This is a genomic window from Buchnera aphidicola (Nurudea shiraii), assembly GCA_039829955.1.
Lineage (GTDB): Bacteria > Pseudomonadota > Gammaproteobacteria > Enterobacterales > Enterobacteriaceae > Buchnera_B > Buchnera_B aphidicola_AY.
In genome coordinates this window covers 169713-186605 of the sequence record CP140035.1, presented here as the reverse complement: position 1 = coordinate 186605, position 16893 = coordinate 169713, and the positions used below count along the sequence as shown (strand labels likewise).

At 24.7% G+C, this 16893-nt stretch carries 11 protein-coding genes and 1 pseudogene; 4 read left to right on the top strand and 8 right to left on the bottom strand.

Features of this window, described 5'->3' with window-relative positions; translation table 11 throughout:
- Window positions 1-44: 44 nt before the first annotated feature.
- Complete coding sequence (gene nrdB, locus U0T63_00830; GenBank protein ID XBC39387.1) at window positions 45-1175, top strand: class Ia ribonucleoside-diphosphate reductase subunit beta; 1131 nt, start codon at window positions 45-47, stop codon at window positions 1173-1175.
- Between the two features lie 323 nt (window positions 1176-1498).
- Here the strand turns inward: nrdB and pta are convergent, their stop codons facing one another.
- Window positions 1499-3637: a phosphate acetyltransferase gene (pta, locus tag U0T63_00825; GenBank protein ID XBC39386.1), complete on the bottom strand. Its 2139-nt coding sequence runs from the start codon at window positions 3635-3637 to the stop codon at window positions 1499-1501.
- A gap of 62 nt (window positions 3638-3699) precedes the next feature.
- Complete coding sequence (locus U0T63_00820) at window positions 3700-4911, bottom strand: acetate kinase (GenBank protein ID XBC39385.1); 1212 nt, start codon at window positions 4909-4911, stop codon at window positions 3700-3702.
- A 202-nt stretch (window positions 4912-5113) separates the two neighbouring features.
- On the opposite strand from U0T63_00820, the gene nadE reads away from it, so the two are divergent.
- Window positions 5114-5938, top strand: coding sequence for an ammonia-dependent NAD(+) synthetase (nadE, locus tag U0T63_00815; GenBank protein ID XBC39384.1), 825 nt, complete (start codon window positions 5114-5116; stop codon window positions 5936-5938).
- A 139-nt stretch (window positions 5939-6077) separates the two neighbouring features.
- On the opposite strand, the gene sirB1 is transcribed toward nadE, so the two are convergent.
- The 3 genes from sirB1 to prfA all read right to left on the bottom strand — a co-directional run bounded on the left by sirB1 (window position 6078) and on the right by prfA (window position 8977).
- The gene (sirB1, locus tag U0T63_00810) at window positions 6078-6887 is read right to left on the bottom strand and encodes an invasion regulator SirB1 (GenBank protein ID XBC39383.1); all 810 of its coding nucleotides are present in this window, start codon (window positions 6885-6887) and stop codon (window positions 6078-6080) included.
- Between the two features lie 155 nt (window positions 6888-7042).
- A complete protein-coding gene (gene prmC / locus U0T63_00805) occupies window positions 7043-7888 on the bottom strand; it encodes a peptide chain release factor N(5)-glutamine methyltransferase (GenBank protein XBC39382.1) in 846 nt (281 codons plus the stop codon).
- Entirely contained in the window at window positions 7889-8977 is a 1089-nt protein-coding gene (prfA, locus tag U0T63_00800; GenBank protein ID XBC39381.1) for a peptide chain release factor 1, read from the bottom strand.
- Between the two features lie 883 nt (window positions 8978-9860).
- On the opposite strand from prfA, the pseudogene ispE reads away from it, so the two are divergent.
- Window positions 9861-10714 (top strand): annotated as a pseudogene (ispE, locus tag U0T63_00795) (4-(cytidine 5'-diphospho)-2-C-methyl-D-erythritol kinase).
- 75 nt (window positions 10715-10789) lie between these two features.
- Window positions 10790-11737, top strand: a complete 948-nt coding sequence (locus U0T63_00790; GenBank protein XBC39380.1) for a ribose-phosphate pyrophosphokinase — start codon at window positions 10790-10792, stop codon at window positions 11735-11737.
- A 664-nt stretch (window positions 11738-12401) separates the two neighbouring features.
- Here U0T63_00790 and folC read toward each other — a convergent pair.
- The 3 genes from folC to U0T63_00775 form a co-directional block, all read right to left on the bottom strand.
- Complete coding sequence (gene folC, locus U0T63_00785) at window positions 12402-13631, bottom strand: bifunctional tetrahydrofolate synthase/dihydrofolate synthase (GenBank protein XBC39379.1); 1230 nt, start codon at window positions 13629-13631, stop codon at window positions 12402-12404.
- A 173-nt stretch (window positions 13632-13804) separates the two neighbouring features.
- Window positions 13805-15283, bottom strand: coding sequence for an NADH-quinone oxidoreductase subunit N (locus tag U0T63_00780; GenBank protein ID XBC39378.1), 1479 nt, complete (start codon window positions 15281-15283; stop codon window positions 13805-13807).
- A 6-nt stretch (window positions 15284-15289) separates the two neighbouring features.
- Entirely contained in the window at window positions 15290-16828 is a 1539-nt protein-coding gene (locus tag U0T63_00775) for an NADH-quinone oxidoreductase subunit M (protein ID XBC39377.1), read from the bottom strand.
- Window positions 16829-16893: the final 65 nt, after the last annotated feature.

Sequence of the window (16893 nt, the reverse complement as noted above, 5' to 3'; positions counted from 1 at the left end):
TTAACAAAATTTTAACATATTTATTCTTATACAAGAGACATAACATGACATATACTACTTTTTCTAAAAAGAAAAACGATCCACTTTTTGAACCAATGTTTTTTGGACAACCCGTAAACGTTTCTAGATACGATCAACAAAAATATGAAATTTTCGAAAAATTAACAGAAAAACAGCTATCTTTTTTTTGGAGACCAGAAGAAGTAGATTTATCTAAAGATTTAATTGATTTTCAAAATCTTCCAAACCACGAAAAGCATATTTTTATTAGTAATTTAAAATACCAAACTTTATTAGATTCTATTCAAGGAAGAAGCCCTAATGTCGCTTTCCTACCTATTGTTTCTCTCCCTGAGTTAGAAACATGGATAGAAACATGGTCTTTTTCAGAAACTATTCATTCTAGATCATATACTCACATTATAAGAAATATTATTAACACTCCATCTATAATATTTGATGATATAGTAAATAACAAAAATATATCTAATAGAGCTCAAGATATTTCAAAATATTATGACAATCTTATTAAAATGACTAGTTATTGGCATTTGTTAGGTGAAGGATCACATCTGATTAATGGAAAAAAAATATTAGTTAACTTACACGAACTCAAAAAACTATTATATTTATGTCTAATTAGTGTAAATGCATTAGAAGCTATTCGATTTTATGTAAGTTTTGCATGTTCTTTCGCATTTGCAGAAAGAGAAATTATGGAAGGAAACGCAAAAATAATTAGACTTATCGCTAGAGATGAAGCATTACACCTTACTGGAACTCAACATATCATAAACATATTAAGAAACAAAAATAATAAAGAAGAAATGTTTGAAATTGTCCAAGAATGTTACACCGAATGTTATAATTTGTTTATTCTAGTTTCGGAACAAGAAAAACTATGGGTAGAATATTTATTTCAAGATGGATCTATGTTAGGATTAAACAAAGAAATTTTATCACAGTATATAGAGTATATTACTAATATCCGAATGCATGCAGTTGGACTTCCTATGCCATTTTTAACTACTTCTAACCCTATCCCATGGATAAATTCTTGGTTAATTTCAGATAATGTCCAAGTGGCTCCACAAGAAACTTCTGTTAGTTCATACTTAGTGGGTCAAATTGATTCTGACATCAAAAATTCTGAATTTAACAAATTTAAACTATAAAATAATTTTAGATTATACTACTTAGAACTTATAATAAAACTTTACTATTTTTAATTATGAATTTATACGAATTTAATTCCTAATTATACTTAAATTGAACAAATTAACATTTATATTAATATCAAAAAAAACTTTATAGATTTTATAAAATTAAATTAATAAAAATAATGATTAAAAATTAATACTTCTCTTAAAAATTTATTAATAACATTTAAAATACTTGCTCATGGCAATATAAACTATGCAATAAATATCTAACAATATATAAATTATATACTTATCTTTTATACTAAATTAATACAATTTTATTTTAAAAATTTTATTTATTCAGCTTGTATAGAAGTCACAGCAATGGTATATACTATATCTTGAACTGAAGCTCCTCGAGATAAGTCATTTACTGGTTTTTTTATCCCCTGTAATATGGGACCAATTGAAATAATATTAGTAGATCTCTGTACTGCTTTATATGCGATGTTCCCAGAATTAAGATCAGGAAATATAAATATTGTTGCAGTACCCTTTATAACAGAATTAAAACATTTTAATTTTGAAACTATACTATCTATAGCTGCATCATATTGAATAGGACCCTCTACAATAAGATTAGGACACATTTTTTTTACTATATCTGTAGCTTTTCTAACTTTTTCTACTTTTTTACTATTGCTTGACCACCCTGTTGCATAAGATAACATGGCTATTTTAGGACATATTCCAAATAATATAGCAGTATTAGCAGATTGAATTGCAATTTCTGCTAATTGATCAGCATTAGGATTAGGATTAATTGCACAATCTGCATACAATAATACGTGATCTGGAAGTAACATAAAAAAAACAGACGATATTAAAGAAGCATATTGAGATGTTTTAATTAATTGTAAAGCAGGTAATATAGTGTCAGAAGTAGTATTTACTGATCCTGAAACTAATCCATCTACCTGGTTAGATTCTAATATTAAAGTAGACAAAATAGAATTGTTTTTAAGATCTTTTCTCGCCTGCAAAGTAGTAATTTTATGTTTACGACGTAATTCTAAATACCTTTCAACATATTTATATCGTATTAATTCTGGATTTAAAATTTCTATATCAGACTTCAAATTAATATTATTCAATTTAGCAATAGTTATAATTTCTTTAGAATTTCCCAATAATATGCAATTTGCTATATTTTGATCCGAACAAATAGAAGCTGCTTTAATAATTCGCAATTCATTTCCTTCAGGAAGAAGAATCGTTTTTTTATTTCTTCTTGCTAAATTTTGCAAATTATAAATAAATAGTGCTGGAGATTTTTGATATTTATATACACATTGCGCTTTTATAAAAGTAACTAAATCGTGACGAATATATTTAGAAACATAATTTTGTATTAATTTAAATTTTTTAAAATTTTTACAAGACATTTTAAAAGAAATTTTTCTAAATAAATCAATCATTTTTAACAAATTACATTTCATAAAAAAAATAGGAACACACATTTTTTTAATATTGAAATGTAACTTAATTGCATCTACATCAATTTCATAACTATTTGTAAAAAATAAAGCGCTAATATCATTGCTTTGATCTACATATTCCGATATTCCATGTAAATCATGTAAATGATCTGGAGAAATTATTAATATTGCATGAGATAAAACATTTCTACTATTTTTTAAAATATCATTTTTATGATATATAGTAATAGACCGAACAGATATATTACTTAAATTACATTTGTTAATAGGATAAACTTTAAAATAACGAGATATATCATCTAAACTTTTCTCTATTAACTTCGAATGCCATGGAATATATCCTAATAATGAAACACCATAATTTTTACAAAATATATTATAATCAATGCTATTATTTTTATTTTTTTTTACTATAGTATTAAACATATTAAAATAATTTATAAAATTTCCAAAAAAATCAAACTGCAGTGTTGCAAATTCATTGATTATAATTCCTTTAACACTAATACATTTTTTTTTTAAAAAATACTCTTTAATAATATTCATGATATTATTTATATCAACAATGTTATCTTTTCTTACAGTAGACATAAAAATAATTTCTGCATTAGTAGATTGTGCTACTTCATAATTTATTATACTTGATAATAAAATTGAATATCGTAAACATATTCCCTCTAAAATCAAAACATCGTATTTTCTCTTATCAGAATCTATTTCTAATAAAACATTTTTTAAAATATTTTGTCGACTTTCCTGAGTTAAAAAATCATTTAAGTTTCTAACTTTAATCGGATTAAGACATGCAACAGAACTCATATTTCGTAAAATTTTTGTAGTATGATCAATGTAACCTTTAAAATTGAGATTACTAAAAATTGGTTTAAAAAATTTTACTTTAAGATTACTTTGTTGAATTTTTTGTATTAATCCTATGCTTGTGGTTGTTAACCCTACATTAAATCCTATAGGAATTAACATTAAGACTCGTTTCAAAATTAACTCCGTAAAATAAATAAACACCATCTTATATTTTCATTATTTTAAACAATTATACTTTAAATACTCTTTTTAAATAATAACACGGATTCCTTAGCTATTACCAATGCTTCATTTGTAGGTATAACTAATATAGAAATACTATTTTTTGAATTAATAAAACCTTCTTTTCCTGATATCATAGATGTGTTTAACTTAATATCAATGTTACAATTTAAAATAGATAACCTAGATATAGTAATCTCTCTAACTAAGCAAGAATTTTCCCCAATACCTCCAGTAAAAACAATAGCGTCTAACTTCCCTTGCATTAAAGTAGTATATGAAGCAATATATTTAGATAAACGATAGCAAAATACCTCGATTGATAATTTTACTTTTTCACATGACAAATAATTACTCTCTAAAATCCGAAAATCACTACTTAATTCACTTATCCCTAATAATCCTGATTTTTTAATCAAAATATTTTCAATTTCTTTAATACTCATCTTTAATTTTTTATACATAAAAAAGATAATAGAAGGATCTATATCACCACTTCTAGTACCCATAATTAATCCTTCTAAAGGAGTCAAACCCATAGAAGTATCTAGACAAACACCATTGCGAATAGCAGCTATTGATGCACCATTTCCTAGGTGACAAGCAATAATATTTAATCGATGTCTTGAAATCTTTAAAATTTCGGAAGAACGATTTGTAACATACGAATAACTTATTCCGTGTGCTCCATACCTTCTAATACCGTAATCTTTGTAAAAACCATAAGGAATTCCATATAAATAAGATCTTTTAGGTAACGTACTATGAAATGCCGTATCAAAAACAGCTACATTTTTTTTTTTTAAATGAGGAAAAATATTAAACGAAGCTTGTATTCCTAATAAATTAATAGGATTGTGTAAAGGAGCAAAAATGGAAGCATGTTCAATATGTTTAATTATTTTTTTATCTATAATAACTGATTTTCTTAACTTTGATCCACCATGAACTACTCTATGACCTATACACACAATATTATTAAATATTTTAATGTTACTTTTTAAAATATTATAAGAAATAAAATCAATTATTTCTTCAATATTAGATTGTTTATGTAAAATATCATTATACTTACCAGTTTTAGTTTTCCATAAAATAGAAACTCCAGAAGAACATAAAAAATCAGCCATTCCTAATATCAATTCTTTATTTTTTTTAAAATCTACAACAGAAAACTTTAACGTAGAACTACCACAATTTAACGTTAATGCAAAAATATTAGACATAATTATTCTAACTCTAAATAATATATCTTGTTTGTATATAGTTAAATATTTTATAAAATTTGCCATTAAAAAGATATTGAAATTTAAGTATTTATAAATATAAAATTTTAATATTTAAAATATAAGATTAAATTTGTTCTTTTGAAAGATATTAGATATAATCTTACCTTACAAAATATGAACATATTTCAAAAAATAAAATATGAGTTTGCAAAAAAAAATTATTAAAATTTTAGGTGTAAAACCTATTATTGATCCAAAATTCGAGATTCGAAGAATATTAAATTTTATAAAAACATATTTATTACAACATAAAAACATAACGACACTAGTTCTAGGATTAAGTGGTGGGCAAGATTCTACACTAACCGGAAAACTTTGCCAATTAGCTATACAAGAACTGAATAAAATTCTTAAAAAAAATATATATAAACTCATTTTATTATGTTTACCATATGGAAAACAAATAGACAAACAAGATTGTCAAGATTCAATAAATTTTATTCAACCAAAAATAATATTAAACATCAATATAAAAAATTCTGTACTAAGTACTGAAAAATCTTTAAAACAATCAGGAATATACGTATCTAAAAATGTACACGAAAACAATAAAGCTAGAGAAAGAATGAAAATACAATATAGCATTGCTGGTATACATCATGGTATTGTAATTGGAACTAACCACGCTTCTGAAGCTGTTACTGGATTTTTTACAAAATATGGAGATGGAGGATCAGACATTAATCCGATTTCTGAATTAAATAAAAAACAAGGAAGATCTTTACTAAAAGAACTAAAATGTCCATCTCACCTTTATCTCAAACCACCAAGAGCTCACCTGGAAGACAAACATCCATATAAAACGGACGAAGAAATATTAGGTATAACATATCATGATATTGATTCTTATTTAGAAGGAAAAAAAATTAATATAAAGAGTAAATTAATCATCGAAAAATATTATATCAATACTTTACATAAACGCCAAACTCCAATAACACCTAATACACAACCATACTATTAAATAATTTTTTCGCTTATAAAACATACAAATGCAAAAATTATAACTTATATAATCGTACGATATTAAAAGTAAATATAAAAATTTCAAATAACTTAATATGAAGTTAAAACTATAAAAATGTTGTCTCTTCATAAAACTTTCAATGTAAAACAACGTTCTTCTTTTTTATAGAATGAATATGAACTTTTATTATTTCACTAATAGGATCTTCGGGACAATGTTCTACAAAATAAATTAAATCTGTCAATGCAATATGATTACATTCTAATTGAGCATATATTAATCCTCGGTCGCGTATTTCATAAGGATCATTAGGATTTATTTTTAATAATACATTACTAACATTTAAAGCTAATTCCATTTTTTTTTCATCTATCAAAGCGTTTTTTAAAGAGTCAAGCATTTTTTGAATAACTGTTTCATGTTTAACTTTATTTAAATCATTTTTATACAATTCTGCTGTAGGACTTATATTACCCTTCAACCATACTTCTAAAACATGCTCATCCAATGTTTCTCCATTAAACGGATTGATTAGCCACATTCTTTTGTCAAATTTATCTACACGTAAAATAAGTTGAGTAGGAAAAATAACAGGCATAAGAGGCAAACAAAGTTTTTGAGCAATATGTAATAATATTACTCCTAACGATACTGCGGTACCTTTTCGAGTCTGTAAAACATTGTCTAACCATAACACATCAGATAATTTGTAAACTCCAGTAGCTTCACCAAATTTCCAACGACCATAAAATAATTCTATCAATTTTTTTAATTTAGAATATATTTCTTTTTCAGTAGCTATGTACAATTCAGCTTCATCCACCTTGTTTTGTAATTCCTTGACCACAAAACGAGTTGGAAAATCTGGTCGAATAAGACTCAATATATTTGCAAGAAAATCACATAAAGGCGACTTAGAAACGTTATAATCAAAAAAAGATGTCATATAATTTCCAATTAATTAATCATTTATAAACATTTATTGTGATATCAAAAAAAAATAAAACATAAAAATTTAATTTTATATCAATATAAAACTATCATATTATTAAAAAATAATAATTTCTTCAATATCAATATATAATTATGTAACAATTAATCTCATTTTAAATCTATCTTCTGTCCAACTGTAACTCGATCATTACCAGAATAATCTCGATAAGTCATTATATTAGTAAAATTATATTTTTTAAACAATTTTTGTACACGTGACCTTTGCATCCAACTATGTTCTATTAATAGCCATCCCATATTTCTTAAGTATTTTCTAGAATTTTTTATTATATAATGAATAGAACTTAATCCATCATCTGCAGAAATTAGCGCTAAAAAAGGTTCAAACAATAATTCTCTGTCTAAACCACTTATTTCATTCAAACTAATATAAGGTGGATTACTAACAATAACATCAAAATTTTTCTTAATAAGAGAAAACCAAAAACTCTGAAAAAACTTAACATTTTTAAATTTTAGAACTCTTGCATTTTCTTTGGCTACATCTATTGATTCTTTCGAACAATCTACTCCTATAAAATTACAATTTGGATTCATACTAGCTAATGTTAGCGCTATACAACCACACCCTGTTCCTAAATCTAAAATATCTATATAATTAGCATTATTTAATCTTTCTAAAGTACATTCAACTAACGTTTCAGTTTCTGGACGAGGTATTAACGTAAACTTAGATACAATAAAAGACAAAGACCAAAATTCTTTTTTTTTAACTAAATACGCAATAGGTTCACCATTTAATCTACGTTTTAATAAATTATTTAACTTATTTAAATCATGTCCAAGTATTTTAAAAGAACTATATCTAATTATCCAACTAACATCTTTTCTAAGAACAAAACTTAATAATACCTCGGCATCTAGTCTAGGACTACAACATCCAGATAACTTCAATTTTAATACTGCTATATTTAACCACAATTTAATATTCATTTATACTGAAAAATCTTTAGAAATATTTGATAAATAATTAGCTTGATATTCTTGAATAATAGGATCAATAAGCAAATCCAATTTTCCACTTAATATTTCACTTAAAGAATATAATACTAAATTAATTCTGTGATCAGTTACTCTATTTTTTGAAAAGTTATAAGTTCTATTTCTATCTGAACGCATTCCACTTCCAAATAAGCTACGACGCATAATCGAATCTTCTTTTTGACGTTTAGAAAATTCTTCTGCTTGAATTCTAGAAACTAAAATAGATAACGCTTTAGTTTTATTCTTATGCTGAGAACGTTCATCCTGACATTCAACAACGTGACCCGTGGGAATATGAGTTATTCTAATTGCAGAATCTGTAGTATTAACATGTTGTCCACCTGCTCCTGAAGATCTAAAAGTGTCAATTCTTAAATCATTCAAATTTATGTTTTTCAGTTCTTTTTGAGGTATTACAGGAATTACAGCTACTGTACATGTTGAAGTATGTACACGTCCTTGAGATTCTGTTTTAGGAACTCTCTGTACTCTATGACCTCCAGATTCAAATTTTAACCTTGAACATACTCCTTTTCCAGTAATTTGGATCACTATATCTTTAAATCCACCTTTGTCTCCATAATTCATACTAATGACCTCTGTCTTCCAATGACGAATTTCTGAATATCTAATATACATTTTAAATAGATTTCCAGCAAATATAGCCGCTTCATTGCCACCTGTTGCCGCCTTTATTTCAATAAAACAACTATTTTTATCAAAAGGATCTCTAGGTAACAACAACTTTTGTAGTTTACTCTCTAACTCAACTTTTTTCAAAAAAACTACTTTTAATTCTTCTCTAACTATATCATGCAATTCAAGATCGTTTAATAAACAAGAAATTTTTTTTCTATTATTCTCATTCTCCTTCCAACTTTCAAAACATTTATTAATATTGGATAACTTTAAACATTCTTGAGACAATTTACGAAATTTTTTTTGATCAGAAACGATATTAACATCAGATAACATTAACTCTAATTTTTCATATCTCTCATGTAAAATTTCTAATTTCTTCAAAATAGAATTTTTCATTAATCAATATACCTCCCAATTAGCCTATATAAAACATTACATAAACAACTTGTTTTTACAAATTTAAAAACGTGTTATATTTTTAAATGTTCTAAAATTTTAATTAAAACTTATATTAATTGATATTTTGCTAAAACGTCCTTAAAAATTTTATAATACTTATTAAAATCAATATAAATTATTTTAAATCTAGAATGTCTCATTGAAATACTAATAACATATATTACATTTATTAAATACTATTCTTAATCAAGTTATATGTAACAACTTTAAGTAATTATAAAACTTATCAAACAAACTCCATATTCAAACATCCTATAAATATATCTTTACTCAATAAAAAATTTGAAATTTTATTTACTATAATATTGCTTTATTATATATCATACATCCTATTAGCATCTACAATACACCAAAAGTTCCTAGTATTTGAGAACTCAAAAATACAAAATAAATATTTATAACTCTTTCTAAATTGAAATAAAACGTCTGCAAACTTTAGTTAAAATGCCTTTATATTATATTTAATGATACTTACAAATTTAATCTATTAAATGCAATTCAAAACAATATTTTAAAAAAATTCTTAAAATCATCTACAACAGAAACACAAATATTAATTTATAATTAAAAATTCTATCTAAATTCCAAAAATCTAAAATTTTGATAACTACCTTTACAAAAACAAATTATCTTACTATAAATTAAAAATAAACATATATATTTAATAATATAAACATAAAATAACTTTAACTACTATATCTACACAATTCAGTTAAAAACTTAAAACTCACGATATAAAACACAATATGTAATTAAATTAAAATTAATAATAAAAGAAAGTATATTAAAATTAAAAACTAATAACTGGACTTTAAAACAAATGAAAACTATTGGGTGGCACTCTCCCGCTAAAATTAATCTTTTTTTATACGTAACAAAATTACGTTCTGATGGCTATCACGACATACAAACATTCTTTCAATTATTAAATTATGGAGATATAATTTATATATCTTCTAATACACTTGGAAATATCAACCTACTAACACGTATACCAAACATACCAAATTCGAAAAACATAATAATTCGCGCAGCGAAACTACTTAAGAAAAAAGCACAAATACTAAAAAATTATTCTCAAAAAGTAGGAGCTAACATTTATATAAAAAAAAATATACCTATAGGAGGTGGATTAGGGGGGGGTTCTTCAAACGCTGCAACCATACTACTAGTATTAAATAAACTATGGAAAACAGAATTTACATTAACACAACTAGCTAATTTCGGAAAATGTTTGGGATCTGATATTCCGCTTTTCATAATGGGAAAAACAGCGTTAGCAGAAGGAACAGGAAATATACTATATCCTATTCATGTCGAGAGAAAATGGTATTTAATAACTTATCCAAAAATTAATATTTCTACTAAAAAAATCTTTTCTTTCCTGAAACTTAAAAAAAACTCTTCCAAAAAACATATTTATTCCTTATTATCTATTCCATTTAAAAATGATTTCGAACACCTTGTAAAAAAAAATTTTTTAAAATTAATACTTTAATTACATGGTTATCTCAATATGCACCTTCTCGTATAACAGGAACAGGATCATGTGTATTTTCTGAATTCAATTCAGAACAACAAGCAAAAGAAATTCTTTCTATATTACCACCTAATATATATGGATTCGTTACAAAAAGTACCAACACTTCTATATTACACAAACAATTGCGATAATGTTAAGGAAGTTATTACATAAAATTTTAATACTCTATAAATTTGAAGATATATCTTAAATACTAAGGCTATTTTATGTCCGATATGAAACTATTTTCTGGAAATTCAGTACCCAATTTAGCACAATCTATCGCTACTAAACTTTGTATGAATTTAGGAAATGCATCAATAGGGAAATTTAGTGATGGTGAAACTAGCGTTCAAATTAACGAAAACGTTCGTGGAAATGATGTATTTATCATTCAATCAACATGTTATCCTACAAATGATAACCTTATGGAACTGATAGTCATGGTTGACGCTTTAAGAAGAGCATCTGCAGGAAGAATTACAGCTGTAATCCCTTATTTTGGGTATGCTAGACAAGATCGTAGAGTACGTTCAGCTCGAGTTCCTATTACTTCAAAAGTAATAGCAGATATTTTTTCCAGTATTGGTATAGATAGAGTACTTACAGTAGATTTACATGCTGAGCAAATTCAAGGATTCTTCGATGTTCCTGTAGATAACGTATTTGGAAGTTTAATTTTATTAGAAGATATGTTACAAATTGATCTTAAGAACCCTATAGTTGTTTCTCCAGATATAGGAGGAGTAGTGCGAGCTAGAGCGATTGCAAAATTATTACATGACACAGACATGGCTATTATCGATAAAAGACGACCAAATACGAATGTATCACAAGTTATGCATATCATTGGAGATGTTGATAATCGTGATTGTATTTTAGTAGATGATATGATTGATACTGGAGGAACATTATGCAAAGCTTCTGAAGCTCTGAAAGAAAGAGGAGCTAAAAGAGTATTCGCTTACGCAACACATCCCATTTTTTCAGGAAATGCTGCAGAAAATTTAAAAAATTCTACCATTGATGAGGTCATAGTTTGTGATACAATTCCATTGTTAAAAAATATTAAAACGCTTTCTAATGTAAGGACGCTAACATTATCTGGAATGTTATCAGAAGCTATCAGAAGAATCAGTAATGAAGAATCAATATCTGCTATGTTTGAACACTAACGTGTAAAATTTTAAAATTTATAATATTTTGAGTGCAATAAATACACATTTACTGTACTCAAAACATTTAAAAAATAAATTTTGTCTAAATATTATATAAGTACCTTTATTTTATAAAAATATTTATATTAACTGAATTTCTTACATAAAAATATTTTTTATGAAGAATTTTAAAAATATTCTTGTAAAATAATTATAATAAGGAATTAATAATGAACTTTTAAAACTCATACTATTTATAAATTTAGATGAAAATTCTAAAAAAAACAAAACTGCACAAATAATAAAAACACCTCTTATAATTCCAAATAATATTCCCAATATTTGATTTATAAAAAAAAGATGAAACTGTTTAATAAAAATAGCTACTAAATAACTTAATATAGATTTAATTACTAAAAATAAAGTGAAAAAAAACAAAAAGTTAACTATACATTTAATAATCTTATTATTAATATAAACTGAAAAAAACGAAAATATATAATAATATTTAATGTAAGTATATATTCCTATAAACCACATAAAAATAGATATAATTTCTTGAAAAAATCCACGGAAAAAACTTATAGCAGCAGAAGCAAAAATTATTATTATCGAAACATAGTCTATGATATTCATTATAGATTTAATTTTTTTATAAAGTAGAAAACTTATTGTAAGTTTTTTAAATTTTTAAAATTTTGTACATTTCTCTCACTGCAAAAAAAGATCCGTATATTAAAATAATGTCATTAACATTTACAAAACCCTGAACTTTATTCCAAGCATCTTCAAGACTTACACATACTTCATAAGAATTATTTGGTAAATATTGTGCCATTTCTTCAGGATTAATACTACGATGTGTTTTTAATTTAACACAATACCAAAAATCTATTATTGAAATTAATGGAGTTATAATTTTAAATATATTTTTTTCTCTTAGTACTCCTATTATAACATATATTTTTCCAATTCTTTTCATGTTAACTAATTTTTTTAGCAAATAATTCGCAGCATGACCATTATGTGCTACATCTAAAATAATCTTCGGATAACAAGATACTATTTGAAACCGTCCAGGAATAAAAAAATTTTTAAGACAATTTTTAATAATAAAATTTTTTAAAGAAATTTTAGATTCAGAAACAGCTGCTAACGCGGTAGCAACATTTATTAGAGGAACTTGTGGAAGAGGTAGATTTAAACAATAATAATCATTATTAATAAACGACCACGTAGTGTCATACTTTTTATAAAACCAATCTCGATTTACCAATCTAACTTTTACTTTATTTTTTTTAATGATTTTTTTTGCAATTTTAGGTAGTTTTTTTTCAGAAATTATTGCTATTTTATTATTTCTTAAAATTCCAATTTTTTCCATGCTAATCAAATGTCTATTACTTCCTAATATATCTATATGATCTAAATCTACATTGGTAATAACAGAAATATTAGGAGTAACAATATTTGTAGCATCGAATCTTCCACCTAATCCAACTTCTAAAATAACTACATCTAATTGACTATTTTTAAATAAATATAAAGCAGATAAAGTCATAAAATCATAACAAGTTAAAGGCAACGCACCACGAACACGTTCAATATCAATAAAAGAAGCGACATATAAACTTTTATTTAATTCACATCCATTAATGCGTATTCTCTCAGTATAACGAAGTAAATGTGGAGAAGTATATAGTCCCACTTTATATCCATGTTTCAGCAATATCGTCTCTAATACATAGCATGTTGTTCCTTTTCCATTAGTTCCTCCTACTATATAAATAAATGTATTTAATTTTGATATTCCTAATTTTTTAGCAACATAAGTAACATTTTTAAAATTACTTTTTTGCGTATCTAAATTAAACTTTTGAATATAATTTATCCATTCATAAAAAGATTTCATCATATTTTTATTCATATATTATATATTCAAGCTTTTCCTAATAAGAATCAATAATTAAATATTTTATTAAAACATTATACTAAAATAAAGTTTTAAATGTTAAAATGTACAATTTAATGTAAAAACAAAGAAAAATTTTAATAATATTTTCCTCTATACATAAAATAAAATTACTAAATCTTAACAAATAAAGTAGGTTCAGACATAGAAATTATGTTAATTATCATACTAGGATAAATTCCTAACATTAATATTAAAAAAGATATCGCTAACAAAAATAATACATACTTTTTTCTATTAACATTTACAATTATCTTCTCTCTATAAAGAACATTCTTTCCAGGACATATATATAAACGCGTAACTATTTTAAGATACGAATATATACTTAAAATAGATCCTATACAAAACACGATACCTAAAAACCAAAAATGTTCTTTTATAATTATTGATAATAAATAAAATTTACCAAAAAAACCAACAGTTATAGGAAGTCCAGAAAAAGAAAATAACACTACGCTAAAAATGCCTGCTAAAATTGGACTTTTCCAGAATAATCCACTATAAAAATCAATCAAGTCACATTTATGCTTATTATTTGAATCAAATAAAAGACTCATTATTCCAAAAACACCCATACTAGACAAAAAATAACCTATTAAATATATTCCAGTAGCCTCTAAAGCAAAATTAAAATTTTGAGAAGATAACAATGGTATCAATACATATCCAAATTGAGAAATAGATGAATATCCTAAAAATCTTTTTAAATTAGTTTGAAATAAAGCCATTATACTTCCAAATAAAATAGATAAACATGACAGATATTTCAACAAAACATTAAAGAATTCCACATGAAAATATGCTAAAAAAACAAATATTTTAAAAAATAAACTAAATACTGCGATTTTTATTGCAGTAGAAAAATACATTAATATTGATGATTGAGTTCCCTCGTAAACATCCACAATCCAAATATGAAACGGAAATATAGATAACTTAAATAAAAAAGCTAAAATAACTAATCCTAAACCACACAATAAAATACTATTTGAATGCGAAACAGAGGATACTAATTCATATATTAAACTACAAAACGTTAAACTACCTGAAATAGAATATATTAAAGAAATTCCGAACAATGCTAATACCGATATTGAACAAGATAAAATCATATATTTTAAAGTTGCTTCTAAAGAATACTTTTTGTCATATGAATATGAAATAAGTCCTAAAGTAGGCAAAAATATTAATTCCATTCCAATAAACAAAGAAAACATATGGTTAGAAATAATTAATACAATGCAACCAATCGTAGAAAGTAATAATAACAAATAAAATTCTTCACACTTTCCATAAAAATTTTTTAACTGAAAATATGAAAACATACAAGAAAAAATACTCGATAAAATAACTATCGAAATATATAATAAAGAATACTTATCTACATGAAACAGAATAGTGATGTCTATAGGTATAATATTTTTAATTATATACAAAGAAAATAAAGAAAATATTAATCCTAAAATAGAACATAAAAAAATAAAAAAATGATCACGATAATATGAAATAGATAAAAGTATCGTTGTTACAGTTAATAATAAAATAAATAATGGGCATAAAACTACTAACTGTTCTGAATTAATTATCATCGAAAATTATAACCTTGCAATTGAAATAAAATTAAAAAAAACAGTTCGAATATTATTTAAAGGAATTTCAGATATTCTTAAAATTGTACTTGGAAAAACTCCAATTAGAAGTAAAATTATTAATAATAATATTAAAATAAAAATTTCTCGGAAAGAAACAGGTTTCAAATTAACTATTATATCTTGTTGAAAACAAGACCCGAAATACGTTCTTTGTATCATAATTAATGCACATAATGCTGTAAAAACTAAAGAAAAAGAAGATATAATAACTAATAACATATTATTACTAAATGCTCCAAGAAATATCATGAATTCTCCAACAAAATTACCTGTTCCCGGAATTCCTAAGCTTGCTATTGAAAAAAATAAAGAAAAGCTAGGTATCCAATTAATTTTAGACCATAAGCCACCCATGTTATTCATATCACGGGTATAAGTCCTCTCAAATAACTGACCTACAAGGCAATATAAAGCAGAAGTAGAAATAGCGTAAGAAATAAGATGAATTATCACTCCTTGATATGCTATTTGACTAGCACTAAAGATAGCAATTAAAGACATACCCGTATGAGATATAGACATGTAAGCAATTAAACGTTTAATATCAGTTTGAGAAAACGCTACGAATATAGAATAAAAAATAGTAACAACTCCTAAACACATAAAAGCAAATGAAAAATTAGCTGAAGCATGTGGAAAAAGAACAATGTTAAATCGCAATAAGGAGTAAATAGCTGTTTTCAACAAAATTCCAGAAATATCTAGAGAACCTAATATAGGCGAATATGTATGAAAATCCGGAAGCCAACTGTGAAAAGGAACAATAGGTATTTTAATGGAAAAAGCTAAAAAGAAACCTATCATAATATAAGTTTCCATACATAAATTTAAAGATACATGTTTCAAAATATCATAATTAAAACTCAAAACATTAGTAGACATATAACAAGAATAAACTAATAGTAATATAGAAAATAATAAAATTAAACCAGACAATTGAGAATATACAAAAAATTTGTTCGCAGCTGAATATCGCTTTAAACATGTACTTTTATTATCAATCTTATATCCCCATAATATAACTGAAAAATACAATGGAAAAATTATTATTTCCCAAAAAAAGAAAAATAAAAAAAGATCAACAGAAAGAAAAATTCCTATAGAAAAACTTAAAATCCATAATAAATTTAAATAAAAAAATCCAATTTTTTTTTTAATTTTATTCCAAGAACACAAAATCGATACTATTCCTAAAAAACTAGTTAAAACTAACATTAAAATCGATAAACTATCAGCGGCTAAATGAAAAGAAATTCCAAACCTTGGCATCCAAGGAATTTCATATTCAAAATTCCAACAAGATTCATATGAATGAGAAACAAAAATTGTTAAATCATAAAACAAAAGTGAAAAAGACAGTAAAAATAATATACTTGAAAATATCAATGCAATGTAATGAGAAATTTTTATACCATACTGATCTAAAGACCAACATATAATTCCACCTAAAAATGGAATTATAATAAAGATAGGTAGTATCATGCTAATTATATTCCTAATTTCAGTTCACTTATTTAAAAAAAATTAACAATAAATTTATAAAATAA